This is a genomic window from Staphylococcus cohnii subsp. cohnii (assembly GCF_002902365.1).
Lineage (GTDB): Bacteria > Bacillota > Bacilli > Staphylococcales > Staphylococcaceae > Staphylococcus > Staphylococcus cohnii.
In genome coordinates this window covers 69,894-83,197 of record NZ_PPQC01000068.1, presented here as the reverse complement: position 1 = coordinate 83,197, position 13,304 = coordinate 69,894, and the positions used below count along the sequence as shown (strand labels likewise).

Here is a 13,304-nt window from a genome sequence, read left to right as displayed (position 1 = left end):
TATTAATCCAATGATAATAATATCTAGTTATATTTTAACGTAAATACAAATAAATTAAACGTAATTAATATATCGATTCAATACCTTTAGCATTTTTCGCTTTATTTAATACGACACCTAAAATAAGTGTGATGATTAATAATACGATTGCAACCACTGACATTGTATCAAATGCACCTTTATAAAATAATCTATAAATTACCGCACCAATCATACCACCAGTTACAGGGCCTAACACTGGTACAATTGCATAGGACCAATTAGAATCGCCTTTGCCTGAGATTGGTAGAATGGCATGCGCAATACGCGGACCTAAATCACGCGCTGGGTTAATTGCATAGCCTGTTGGACCACCTAGACTTAAACCAATTGCAACGATTAAACTACCGACAATTAATGGATTTAGCCCATCAGCAATTTTATTCATACCGATGAATAAAAGTCCCATTGTTAAAATAGCTGTGCCAATAATTTCACTCATAAAGTTTGCAAAATAGTTCTTAATGGCAGGAGCTGTAGAAAATACAGCTAATTTTGTACCTTGATCTTCTGTTGCTTTCCATTGAGCTAAATACATTAGCCAAACTAATGCACCACCAACAATACCACCAAGGATTTGACAGATGATATAACCAGGTACCATAGACCAATTAATCGCGCCATCCATTGCAAACGCTAAAGTCACTGCAGGATTTAAATGTGCACCTGATATATTACCTACAGCGTACACTCCCATAGAAACTGCTAATCCCCAACCTGTAGCAATAACGATCCAATCTGCGCCATTCCCATTACTTCTTTTTAAGTTGACGTTTGCAACAACGCCTCCCCCAAATAGTACAAGTATTGCTGTTCCCAAAAATTCAGCAAAATATTCACTCATAAAGACTCCTCCTAAAATAAGACAGGGAGACCCCTACAATTATATCCAGTTGTGAACCACCGGTTTAATTACTGTAGAAATCTCCCATCTCTGTTCTAAATATTAACTTGAGTTTATCTTACACCGTTGTTGTAAGCGTTGTCAAATGTTTTTGTAGAAAAGTTGTCACAACTTAAGTGAATACTACACTGTTTTCATCGATACTAAACTGACCGGTTAATGGATCAATTTGTGCCATCAACCCATAAGGAATGGCATGTTTGGGTTCATTGTGACCAAATGATAAATTATAAAAAACAACCATTTTAGGATTATTGCATTTTTTAATTATTTTTAATATTTCTTTTTTATAATTTTCATAATATACATTGTTAAAAGGCTTGCCAAAAATCATGCCATTCAGACGATTTAAAATACCATGCTCCAGCAATTGCTCTAAATATTCAGCAAACATTTCCGGTGTCGGTGTGTCTTCTGATGTTTCTAAAAATAATATCGCTCCATTAAAAGCCTCAATTTCAGGAAATATTGAAGTATGACGTAAGTCAACAAAAGTTTCTAGATTCCCGCCTAAAAGATGGCCTCTTACTTTTTTATTACCTTTTAAAATTTCGTATCCATTTTGCATTATTTCAAGTCTACACCTGTTTTTATTTTTTATATCCCACTTTAATCCGTATGGTCGTATATAAAATGCTGGTGCTATTGTTCCAATTTTATTTGTATTAAACCAACACTTGTTAATATTCTCTACAGTATATGTATCCATTGCAATATTTTCTGCAAAATCAGTAAGTAATGCCTGCCCATAAAAACTAACTATCCCCATTTTATAAAACATCAAATGTACAGTAGTTGTATCTGAATAACCACTGAATATTTTAGGATTTGTTGCAATTGCCTGCAAATCTACATAAGGTAAAATGCGTATCGCATCTTCTCCACCAATACAACTAATAATCGCTTTAACTTCTGGATCTTTTACTGCTTCATTTAAATCTTTTGCTCTACATTCTGGGTGATTGTGAATAAACGTTACACCTTTGAGTGCATGGGGCATTACTTTGACCTTTAAACCAAACTCACTTTCCAAACGATGAATGCCTTGTCGCGTTCGCCATAATATATCACTTTCACCTGCTAAACCAGAAGAAAGAGACACAATCGCAACAGTGTCTCCTTCTTTTAATTGCATTGGTTTTCTCATTATCAACAACTCCCTATACTCGTACACAGCAGTCTCTCGCAAATATATTGATGATATCAAAATACTTAACTTTTATTGTTTTAGTTATATCATCTGATTAGATTACCATAACGATCGATCACTAGTTGTAATGTATTTTGCACCATTTGAAACTGCAATGTCTACTTCTTCTTTGCTGTTAATGAGTCCACCAGCAATTACAGCAGTATTCGTTTCTTCGTTAATGATACGTATGGCTTTTGTAGCAACTCCTGGTAAAACTTCCACAAAATCTGGTTCTACACGCTTAATTAATTCAATACTTCTAGATAATGCATGGCTATCTAATACAAATACTCTGAACACAGTTGTCGTATTTAATGATTTTGCTTTGTTAATTACTTTTGTCTTGGTTGAAACGATGCCTTTAGGATGATAATTTTGAATAATATATTCACACGCGAATTCATCATGGCTCATACCTTTGATTAAATCGATATGCATGTATGTTTCAATATTATTCTTGTTTAATAGACCCATGATACTTTTAACATGCCCAATATGCGCATCTAACATGACACATTCCTTATAATCTGTCATGGTTAATTTTTCTAAATCTTTCATTGAGCGAACTGCAGGTAAAATATGCGGTTTCAACATGAATTCCTCCTTAGACAATACGTTTAAATAGACGTTCTAATTCATAATTTGAGAAATTAATAATAATGGGTCTTCCATGCGGACAGGTGAATGGATCTTCAGTCTCTCTCAACTGATTGACTAAATCTGCCATTTCATTATTTTTTAGATAGTGGTTAGCCTTAATTGATTTTTTACAACTCATCATAATCGCAGCTTCTTCACGAATTTTTCTAACATCGACTTTTTTATGTTCTAGTACATATTCAATCATATCTTTGATGATTTCTTCTGCTTCTTCTTGCGGAAACCATACAGGATAGCTATCTACAATATAATCATGCCCACCAAATGGTTCTAAATGCACCCCTACCTTATCTAATTCATCTTTGTACTGATTAATAATCATTAATTCATCTTTTGAGAAATGGAAAGTTAACGGGATTAATAAATTTTGACTTTCATTTACAACATCACCAATTTTTTCTCTGAAATATTCATACTTTATTCTTTCTTGAGCTGCGTGTTGGTCAATCATAAACATACCATTTTCATTTTGAGCGATAATGTAGGTACCGTGCACTTGTCCAACAATTTCCATGTAGGGTATTCGACGAGTTGGTGAAGCACTCACATGACCTTTAATATCATTATCACTATTATCTTCAACTGAGACTTCATTATCAGTAGCATCATTATTGGTTGTTTCTAAATCATAAAGTAGTTCATTTTGTATTTTCTTATAATCATTTTGTGATTCTTGAATACGATTTTGTTCATCATTGTGTTGATTTATATAAGATGCTTCATTTCCTACACTTGTGTCATTTTCATTATGCATGTTTGAATCAGCTGTTTGCTCAATATTTTGCTCAAAGTTATTTTGTTGTTGGCGTTTTTCAAAATCCATTTTCTGTTGCTCAAATTGGTTTAATACCTTGTTTTTCTTCGTCATTTTATCCATATCATTTTGAGGAATTAAAATGCGATCTTTAAAAGCTTCACGAATTTTGTTTACGATTAATTCATAGAGCTGGTCTTCTTTTGATAACCTTACCTCTAATTTAGTTGGATGAACATTGACATCGACCAATATCGGATCCATTTCAATATTGATATAGCAAATTGGGTAACGACCAACCATTAATAAAGTATGATAACCTTCTAAAATCGCTTTATTTAACAAGAAATTCTTAATATATCTTCCGTTAATAAAGATAGAGATATAATGCTTATTGCTTCTAGAATGTTCAGGTTTCGCAAAATAAGCCTCTAAATGATAATCACTTGTATCCCCAGTAACATGCACTAAGTCTTTAGCAATTTTCATACCATAAATTTCAGCCATCACTTCGTTTGTTCTACCAGATCCATTTGTTTTTATTATTGTTTTACCATCAGATACAAGCGAAATACGTATATCAGGATGACTCATGGCCATACGATTTACTATATCTGTTATCTTACCTAGTTCGGTATATAGACTTTTAATATATTTTAATCGTGCTGGCGTATTATAAAATAGTGACTCCACTAAAATATCTGTGCCTCTTTTTGCTTTAGCTGGTTTTCGATTTAAAACCTCGCCATTTTCTACATATATTTCTTGGCCTTCTTGATTATCTGTGCATGTTTTCAAGGTCACCTTAGAAACTGATGAAATACTAGCTAATGCCTCGCCACGAAAGCCTAATGTACGAATATGAAACAGATCATCATCTGCATCCAATTTGCTTGTTGCGTGACGATGGAATACTAAATCTAAATCATCGATTTCAATACCAGTACCGTTGTCAACAACACGTATAGAAGCGACGCCTGATTGTTCAACCTCTATATTTATTTCTGTTGCTTGTGCATCAATTGCATTTTCTAATAGTTCTTTTACAACTGATCCAGGTCTTTCCACTACTTCACCAGCTGCTATTTTATTTGCTAAGGATGTCTGTAATTCTTTTATTTTACCCATTAAATGACCTCACCTCTACTTTAACTGATTCTGTAATTCACTAAGTTTTACTAGGGCTTCTATCGGTGTCATATTCGATAAATTTAATTGCTTAATTTCATTCTCTATTTCACTTTGTGCTGCTGGATAATCAAACAAATCAAAAGCTGCTTGTTCAAACTGGTTGCTATTATGTTTTTGTTTGTCATTGCTATAGTTGTAATCATTTTCTGCTACAATTGGTTTTTCTAAAGATTGTGCTTCCACACCTGCTTTAATAACGTTAACATCTTCATTTGTCGTTTGTTCTTGATTATTATTTTGTTCAAATGCATCTAGAATTACTTGTGCGCGTGAGATAACTGCTTCTGGTAAATGTGCTAACTTCGCAACTTGGATACCATAGCTATCATCGACAGCTCCATCTTTAACTTTATGCAAGAAGATAAGCTCACCTTTGTATTCATTTGCTGCAACATGAACATTTTTCAACGAAGGCAACGACTGATCTAATGTAGTTAATTCGTGATAATGCGTAGAGAATAATGTCTTGGCATGAGAAGTATGTGCAACGAATTCAATCATAGCTTGTGCCAAAGCCAATCCATCATAAGTAGAAGTACCTCTACCTATTTCATCAAAAATGATTAAACTATCTGCTGTAGCATTAGCAAGTGCTTTTTGTGCCTCCAACATCTCAACCATAAATGTACTTTTACCAGAAACTAAATCATCTGCAGCACCAATTCTTGTAAATATTTGGTCAAAGATTGGTAATACAGCTGCTTCACAAGGTACGTATGCGCCCATTTGTGCCATAATACTTATAATTGCAACTTGTCTCATATAAGTAGATTTCCCTGACATATTAGGTCCTGTAATTAAATAAATAAACGTATCTTGATCTAATTTACAATCATTTGGCACGTAGTCGTTGTGATCCATGACACGTTCTACAACTGGATGTCTCGAATTTGTTAATTTAAGTGTTTTGTCTTCACTAAACGCAGGTCTTGCATAATTGTATTTTTGAGCTATTTCTGCAAAACTTTGTAAACAATCCAATTCAGAAATGTTTTTCGCTTGTTTTTGCAAGCGCTCCGTATATGTTTTTATTTGCTCTCTTAATTGAACAAATAATTGATATTCTAATTCAATCGCTTTATCTTCAGCACCTAAAATAATATCTTCTTTTTCTTTTAATTCATCCGTAATAAATCGTTCTGCATTTGATAAAGTTTGTTTACGATGATAACCATATGCAGAAGGATCAAAACCTTGCAAGTTGGCTCTTGTAATTTCAATAAAATATCCAAAGACTTTGTTAAAACTAATCTTCAGTGATTTAATACCAGTGCGTTGACGTTCCTTTGTCTGCAGTTCAGCCAACCAAGATTTACCATTCTTCGATGCTTCTAAATATTCATCAAGCTCCTGATTAAATCCTTTTTTGAATAATCCACCTTCTTTAACAGAGATGGGTGGTTCTTCTTTCAAACTATTTTCTAATAATGTTAGTAATTCATCTAAAGGTTCAAGTGCTTTAAATTGTTCAGTAGTTTCTGTATCTAAACCATCTAATAATTGTTTAATATTGGGTATCTCAGAAATGGAATGTTTTAACTGAATTAAATCTCTAGCATTTACATTCCCATAACTTACACGACCGACTAGTCGCTCGATGTCATATACTTGATTAAGATGTTCTCTCAAAGTATCTCTCTCTATAAAAAAGTCAATAAATTGCTCAACTGTATCTAATCGAGATTCAATTTGATTTTTATGGATTAACGGTCTATCAATCCACTGTTTTAATCTTCTTGCACCCATTGGGGTTTTAGTTTCATCCATCAACCATAGCAATGTTCCTTTTTTACTTTTTAGGCGTATGCTTTCTGTCAGTTCTAAATTACGTTTTGCATAAAAGTCCATTTTCATAAAATCTACTGCTTCGTATTTTACAACAGTTTCTATATGAGATAGATCTCGTTTTTGCGTATGGAAAATATAATCAAGTAATAACTGAGTTGCATTATATAATGATTGATCATTACTTGTATTAACTGCATATTCTGCATTTGATATTTCATTCAATACTGTAATTGTTTCAGTTGTCAAACTAATTTGACGTTTTAATTCCTCATCTATATGTGTATTTACCACAATTTCATTTGGATTAATTGTTGTTATTTCATTAATTAATGTAGCTTGATCGTTAAAAGATGTTACTTTAAGTTCTCCTGTAGACACATCACAATAACTTAGTGCATAACAATCATTTATTTGTACAAAGCTCAAAATATAATTGTTTTGTTTTTCATCTACGCCTCCCTGATCCATAACCGTACCTGGCGTAACGATTCTAACTACCTCACGTTTTACCATTCCCTTTGTTTGTCTAGGGTCTTCCATTTGCTCGCAAATAGCAACTTTATATCCATTATTAATTAATGTTTCGATATAGCCATCTGCTGAATGGTAAGGTACACCACACATAGGAATGGGGTTTTCTTTTTTAGCGTCTCGTTTCGTTAATGTTATTTCTAGAACTCTAGATGCTTCTTTTGCATCTTCAAAAAACATTTCATAAAAATCGCCTAATCTAAAAAATAATAAACAATCTTGATATTGTGATTTTATTTTTAAATACTGCTGCATCATTGGCGTTTGGTTAGTCATTTAATCTTTCACAATCCTTCTATTAGTTTCTCACTATAATTTAAAATATATTAAATAAATCTTCACTTATGTATGGTGAATCATTAAATCAGATGACTCCTCAATTGTTCACCTGATTGATATCTATGCTTTATATCAGGGGTTTTACCACTATATCGTTTTGTACTGTCAAACCATATTCTCGAGATTTTATTGTCCATTTAACTCTTAAATTTTAACATAACTTTAGTTTTTACGCTTATGCTTACAGGGGCAGATTGATATAAAAACTTCATGAATTTGCTGATTGATAAATGATATTTATAAAATAAAAAAGATTAAGTCTCATATGCACATACAAATAGTTAATTACAAATCTACATTATAATTAATTCTTTTATATGTTAAAAGTAATGAAACTTAACCTTTTCATATTTACATATTTATAAGAAGCGTTTTAAAATACCTTTTCTTTTCAAAATCATTAAAATGATGTAACTAATCATTGCACCAATCACACTTGATGCAATAAAAGCTATCATTAAAGGCTTTACAGCAAAGTTAGCGAAACCTAATACCCATGCTAGTGGTATACACATGGTACTACCTATGATACCTGTACCTATAACTTCACCTACTGCTGCCATAAAAATATGTTTTCGATAATAGTAAAAACCACTTGCTAATAATACGCCAACCATACTTCCAGGAAATGCAAAGAAACTACCTGTGCCAAATAGCATTCTTAACAACGAAGATATAAACGCTTGTGCCAAACCAAACCAAGGTCCCACAAATACCGCGCATATAACATTGATTAGATGTTGAATAGGTGCCGCTTTAATAGGCCCTAAAGGTATAACAACAATGCTACTTAACACTACATTAATAGCAATCAATATCGCAGTCAGTGTTAATTTTCTTGTTTTCATATTGCTCATTTCCTTTCTACAAGTGTATTACGTATTAATCTTTATCTTGTTGAATTTCATTTAAACGGTTTGACATCGTACTAATCATCATTTGCAATAAGTCATTTGCTTCTGCTTGTGATTCTCTAAATTCTTCAACAATAGGTATAACATTAATATTTTGCTCAATGTCTTGAATTTTATTTTCAGATTGACGTAACGCCTGATGTTTACCATAATTTTGTAAATTAACAGACTGTTTCTGTGTTTTTTTCAAGTCTTTCATGCGTGTCTCAATATTTTTATTATGATGAATTTGCTGTTCAATCGCTTGATATTCTTTGACAGTGTCTAATGATTGAATACGTTGGCTGAGTTTATCTGCTTCAGCTAATATTTCATCTTTTTCATACATTATTGTGTCACCACTGCTTTTTCACTAGCTCCTAAAAATGTACCATTTAACGAAAATTGTTTTGCTTCATCAACTTTTACATCTACAATTTTTCCAATCATCTCTTTAGGTGCCTTAAAGTTAACGAGTTTATTTTTATTTGTATAACCTGCAAGTACAGTATCATCCTTCTTACTAGCACCTTCACATAGAACTTGAACCGTTTGTCCTTCATATTGTGTCATAGCTTGTTCAGAGTAATAAGCTACCTTTTTATTTAACTGTTGTAGTCTGGCCTTTTTTTCCTCTAAAGGTACATTATCTTGCATTTTTGCTGCTGGCGTGCCATCTCTTTGTGAATAGATATACGTATATGCATGCTCAAATGCTACTTCATCGTATAGTGTTAATGTTTCTTCAAATTGTTCTGCTGTTTCGTTTGGATAACCTACAATAATATCTGTTGTTAAAGCAACATCAGGTATTTTAGACTTAATACGATCTACTAAATCTAAATAGCTTTCTCTTGTATATTTTCGTCCCATAATTTTAAGTACAGCATTATTTCCTGATTGTACAGGTAGATGAACATGCGGCACAATGTTTCCACCGTTAGCAATCACTTCTATCATACGATCAGTAAAATCCCATGGGTGACTCGTAGTGAAACGTACTCTCGGAATATCTATTTTTGAAATATCTTCAAGTAAATCACCAAGTCCATATTCCAATCCATCAATATCTTTACCATATGAATTAACGTTTTGACCTAATAATGTAACTTCTTGATATCCTTGACGTGCTAAATCTCTAACTTCATCAATAATATCTTGTGGCCTTCTACTCCGCTCTTTTCCTCGTGTAAATGGCACAATACAGTATGTACAGAATTTGTCGCAACCATACATGATATTAACCCATGCTTTTATATTACCTTTTCTAACCTTAGGTAAATTTTCAATTACATCGCCTTCTTTAGACCAAACTTCCACTACCATTGCTTTCGATAAATAAGCTTCTTCAAGAATTTCAGGCAATCTGTGTATATTATGTGTACCGAAAATCATATCCACATTTTGGTATGATTTTAATATTTTATTGACGACTGATTCTTCTTGTGACATACAACCACAAACACCAATGACTGTTTCAGGTTTTTCTTTTTTTAAGTGTTTTAAATTTCCAATCTCACTAAACACTTTATTTTCTGCATTTTCACGAATTGCACAAGTATTAATTAATATAACATCCGCTTCATTTATTTCTTCCGTTGCTTGATAACCTAAAGCACTTAAAATACCTGCCATGACTTCTGTATCATGTGCATTCATTTGACAACCATACGTTTTTATTAAAAACGTCTTCCCTTTACCCATATCACGATATTTTTCATCAATTTGAAAATCGGTATTATAATGTATTTCTTCTTTACCACGTTTACGTGCTTCTTTTAAACTTGGTGGTTGGTATACATGCTCAAAATACTTACTATAATCTTTTGTCTTCTTATCGCGTTCGGCCAACACATCTATAGAAGTTTGCTTTCTTTGTTCTTCATTCACGCTAACAAAACCCTTTCTATATCATAAAAACTAAGAACAAACGCTTTAAAATAGATTCTATCTCGCTGTTTAACAATCGAGTCGTTCAAAGTTCTATAACTTTATCTATAATCATTATTTCATTATATTAAATTTAGCACTAAAGTGCAAAAGTCATATACAATAATCAACTTTGATTTAACAATTTATATAACAATAACTCTTTTTACTTAAATATATATTAGCCAATAACAGAAATTTGTAATTAATCATCACGAAAAATTGTAATTACCTTTAAAAGTATCTCTAGTATTATAAAATTGTCGTATAAAATTAGCCTTAGTTTCACCCACAAAAAATAAGGTACTTACGTATTATTTAGTAACTTCAACTAAATTAACGATGCACCTTATAGAGTTAATAATTTAATCTTATCTTTATATCATCAATCGTCAATATCTATCTAACATGAAAATCACTTAGATTTCATCGTATTTTCCAGTTAATGTTTCAATCGTGATACCTTCAGGAACATGATAAAATTTCACTTGACTGATGGTACTTGGTATTTCTAGTTCTACCATTCGCTCATTAAGCTTTTGAATCAATATTAAGCATTCATTCATCTCACCTTGCACAGTTGTTTCTAGTGGTCCAACACGATATTCTAAACCGGAATCATCTATCATTTTAATTGCTTCATCTACGTAAGGTATTACGTCTTCACCATTAGTCGTTTTAGGAATAATTTGTACGCTCATTAAAGTATCGTTCATGCCTATTCAACCCCTTAAATTTTACTTATCTTCAGTTTACCAAAACATTAACTTAAGGTATAGAATTCTAAATCTTTGTTTATTGATAATTTTTATCTATAAGAGCCATCATCTTATTTTTGGCAATGTTCTTCGCCAATCTAAGGCACATCGAATAATTGACTAAGAAAGTTATCATTACTCTCTCCTACTACATACTACCCATTAATACTGATTTTCCAGAAAATGTCAATTTGATTTTTCCTTGTTCTTCATGTTGTAGCTCTATATTATTTAAAAAGCGGACTTATGTATCAAACATCATTTGAGTAGATGTACCTCTATTTGTATAACACTACCATCTTCAAATTCCATTCCTTTTATTTATACATAGATTAAAGATTTTAATATCTATAATAAATTTAAAATAATATATAGAAATAGTTTGTCATTTCTTATTTCCATACTATAAAATCATTTATCTGATGCTTTTTTATCCAAACTTATTAATTTCTTTTGTTTCAATGTTGTTATCAAAGTTGTTTCAGCGTCTTCCATTATAGCTTTAACGGGGCAACCTTCATCATGATTAAAAGAGTCCTCTAATAAACTTTGTTTCCCATCAATTGTAATAATGACATCATATATGGATACTGAATCCCAACCATTTTTTAATTGATACCCACCTTTAGCACCACTACTAGCAGAAATGATATTGCTTTTTACTAGACGTGTCAGTACTTTAGATAAGTAAGTTGTAGAAACACCTAAAACAGATGCTAAATCTTGTACAGGAATCTTTTTTTGGTCCCCTTGGTTATTGATCATAAATAACAATGCATGTAAAGCATAATCAGTCGCTTTTGAAAATTTCATAAATTCATCATCTTCCTATTATAGATATAATAAATCTATAATAACTCGTTTCTTTTCCCTTTTCAATATTATGCAATATTTTTGGTCGCATTAATGATTGCTTGTGCAAAATCATACATAAACTGAGACCAATTACTGCTGTTTTCTCTACTTTTTTTATTATAGCGTTCATTTTCAAACAATTTTTTTCTTATTCCTGAGGTTAATTCGAGTTGTACACCTTTTTCAGTTTTACAGCAATTAATAATATTGTCATCATGTGCACCAGACATATGTGATGGCGCTTGTCTGACATCTATCCCTAGTTTTTCAAATTCTTCCGTCATTGCATCCATTAATTGCTCGTCTTTACCACCCATATAAATAATTTCATCTTCACCTTTACAACCATGTATAGCGATAGCATATGGATTATTAGCAATCATTTTCATCAATTTAGGTTCATCATAGCGCCTGGAGGTCACATGTAATTCTGAATTAGCTTTTGTTCTAATTGCTTTAAAAGTAAAGTAGTCAAAACTACCTTTCTCAGCTGTCAATTCCGCCAATTCCGTAGTAGCCGGTTCAATAGCTCCCCCATGAATTGCAGTTATTATAATATTACTATTTCGCTTAATAGAATGAATGACCCAATCCGTATTTTCCTCTGTATAATCCATTAATTCTGTCATAGACTTAAATCGATCAGACATATTTCCCCCTCCTTTATAAATGTACCTTTTTTATTTACCACACTTTAGCGTCTACTATCTTAAATCACTGTTAAGTTTTCACTAGTTTATTAACAATATTTTTACAATTGCTTCTGAGCAATTTGCGGTTAACTATTTATGGTAGGTGATCGCATTAACCATTGCTTTCGAAAATTCTTTTAAATAAGTTGACCAATTTGAACGATCTTCTCTATCCTTTAGATTAAATTTTTTATTAACAAAACAATGTTTCCTAAAGTTAACGGTCAATTCTAACTGTACGCCCATTCCTTTCTTGCCACAATTGACAAAGTTATCTTGTTGTTTACCAGCAATATGAGATGGTGCATCCTTTATAATGATTCCTGCCTCATTTAATACTTGTTTTATGCGCGTAATTAACGCTTCATCTCTACCACCAATATACACTTCATTTTTCTCACCCATACAACCATGAATCGATATAACTTGGGCATGTTCGCTCACAATTTTTTTTAAGTTTGGTTCATCAAAATGAGTTGACGTAACATGAAGTTCATTATTTTTATTTTTTCTTACACCTTTAAAACTATAAAAACTGAAATCTCCTATTTCACTTAAATATTGTGCAATTTCAGTTGTACCTCTTTCTATAGCCCCTCCATGTACAGCAGTAATGAGTACAGGTGAATCCCTTTCACACATTTGAATTTCCCAATCTTCACCTTCGTGTGTGTATGTTAGTAATTCCTTCATTGTCGCAAAATGATCAACCATCTTTCTCTATGCCTCCACTTTTAATGTTTATGTATAAAAATAGCTGATCCACAAATATAAAACAA

Annotated in this window: 12 protein-coding genes; all 12 read right to left on the bottom strand. The window is 32.1% G+C overall.

The window, feature by feature from the left end:
• Window positions 1–64: 64 nt before the first annotated feature.
• A complete protein-coding gene (locus CD032_RS12315; protein WP_019468727.1) occupies window positions 65–883 on the bottom strand; it encodes an MIP/aquaporin family protein in 819 nt (272 codons plus the stop codon).
• Window positions 884–1,055: 172 nt separating this feature from the next.
• Window positions 1,056–2,090, bottom strand: coding sequence for a S66 family peptidase (locus CD032_RS12310; protein ID WP_019468726.1), 1,035 nt, complete (start codon window positions 2,088–2,090; stop codon window positions 1,056–1,058).
• Window positions 2,091–2,192: 102 nt separating this feature from the next.
• The gene (locus CD032_RS12305) at window positions 2,193–2,726 is read right to left on the bottom strand and encodes a glycerol-3-phosphate responsive antiterminator (RefSeq protein WP_026034771.1); all 534 of its coding nucleotides are present in this window, start codon (window positions 2,724–2,726) and stop codon (window positions 2,193–2,195) included.
• A gap of 13 nt (window positions 2,727–2,739) precedes the next feature.
• Window positions 2,740–4,677, bottom strand: a complete 1,938-nt coding sequence (mutL, locus tag CD032_RS12300; RefSeq protein ID WP_019468724.1) for a DNA mismatch repair endonuclease MutL — start codon at window positions 4,675–4,677, stop codon at window positions 2,740–2,742.
• Between the two features lie 15 nt (window positions 4,678–4,692).
• A complete protein-coding gene (gene mutS / locus CD032_RS12295; protein WP_019468723.1) occupies window positions 4,693–7,335 on the bottom strand; it encodes a DNA mismatch repair protein MutS in 2,643 nt (880 codons plus the stop codon).
• Between the two features lie 422 nt (window positions 7,336–7,757).
• The gene (gene thiW / locus CD032_RS12290; protein ID WP_019468722.1) at window positions 7,758–8,246 is read right to left on the bottom strand and encodes an energy coupling factor transporter S component ThiW; all 489 of its coding nucleotides are present in this window, start codon (window positions 8,244–8,246) and stop codon (window positions 7,758–7,760) included.
• A 34-nt stretch (window positions 8,247–8,280) separates the two neighbouring features.
• Window positions 8,281–8,640, bottom strand: coding sequence for a YlbF/YmcA family competence regulator (locus CD032_RS12285; RefSeq protein ID WP_019468721.1), 360 nt, complete (start codon window positions 8,638–8,640; stop codon window positions 8,281–8,283).
• Window positions 8,640–10,181 carry a tRNA (N6-isopentenyl adenosine(37)-C2)-methylthiotransferase MiaB gene (miaB, locus tag CD032_RS12280; RefSeq protein WP_019468720.1) on the bottom strand — a complete coding sequence of 514 codons (1,542 nt, stop codon included), beginning with the start codon at window positions 10,179–10,181 and terminating at the stop codon, window positions 8,640–8,642. The genes CD032_RS12285 and miaB overlap by 1 nt, the downstream gene beginning before the upstream one ends.
• A 458-nt stretch (window positions 10,182–10,639) precedes the next feature.
• Window positions 10,640–10,936, bottom strand: a complete 297-nt coding sequence (locus CD032_RS12275; RefSeq protein WP_103211519.1) for a thiamine-binding protein — start codon at window positions 10,934–10,936, stop codon at window positions 10,640–10,642.
• Window positions 10,937–11,389: 453 nt separating this feature from the next.
• Window positions 11,390–11,791 (bottom strand): RrF2 family transcriptional regulator, encoded by a 402-nt coding sequence (locus CD032_RS12270; RefSeq protein WP_019468718.1) that lies wholly within the window; start codon window positions 11,789–11,791, stop codon window positions 11,390–11,392.
• A 68-nt stretch (window positions 11,792–11,859) separates the two neighbouring features.
• The gene (locus CD032_RS12265) at window positions 11,860–12,483 is read right to left on the bottom strand and encodes a poly-gamma-glutamate hydrolase family protein (RefSeq protein WP_019468717.1); all 624 of its coding nucleotides are present in this window, start codon (window positions 12,481–12,483) and stop codon (window positions 11,860–11,862) included.
• 132 nt (window positions 12,484–12,615) lie between these two features.
• Window positions 12,616–13,239, bottom strand: coding sequence for a poly-gamma-glutamate hydrolase family protein (locus CD032_RS12260; RefSeq protein WP_019468716.1), 624 nt, complete (start codon window positions 13,237–13,239; stop codon window positions 12,616–12,618).
• Between the last annotated feature and the right edge of the window lie 65 nt (window positions 13,240–13,304).

Bases quoted from the DNA above. Each gene is read 5' to 3' on its own strand.
- CD032_RS12270 (WP_019468718.1), bottom strand. From the start codon at position 11,791: ATGAAATTTTCAAAAGCGACTGATTATGCTTTACATGCATTGTTATTT.
- CD032_RS12285 (WP_019468721.1), bottom strand. From the start codon at position 8,640: ATGTATGAAAAAGATGAAATATTAGCTGAAGCAGATAAACTCAGCCAA.
- CD032_RS12275 (WP_103211519.1), bottom strand. From the start codon at position 10,936: ATGAACGATACTTTAATGAGCGTACAAATTATTCCTAAAACGACTAAT.
- CD032_RS12315 (WP_019468727.1), bottom strand. From the start codon at position 883: ATGAGTGAATATTTTGCTGAATTTTTGGGAACAGCAATACTTGTACTA.
- mutL (WP_019468724.1), bottom strand. From the start codon at position 4,677: ATGGGTAAAATAAAAGAATTACAGACATCCTTAGCAAATAAAATAGCA.
- CD032_RS12265 (WP_019468717.1), bottom strand. From the start codon at position 12,483: ATGTCTGATCGATTTAAGTCTATGACAGAATTAATGGATTATACAGAG.
- thiW (WP_019468722.1), bottom strand. From the start codon at position 8,246: ATGAAAACAAGAAAATTAACACTGACTGCGATATTGATTGCTATTAAT.
- CD032_RS12260 (WP_019468716.1), bottom strand. From the start codon at position 13,239: ATGGTTGATCATTTTGCGACAATGAAGGAATTACTAACATACACACAC.
- mutS (WP_019468723.1), bottom strand. From the start codon at position 7,335: ATGACTAACCAAACGCCAATGATGCAGCAGTATTTAAAAATAAAATCA.
- CD032_RS12310 (WP_019468726.1), bottom strand. From the start codon at position 2,090: ATGAGAAAACCAATGCAATTAAAAGAAGGAGACACTGTTGCGATTGTG.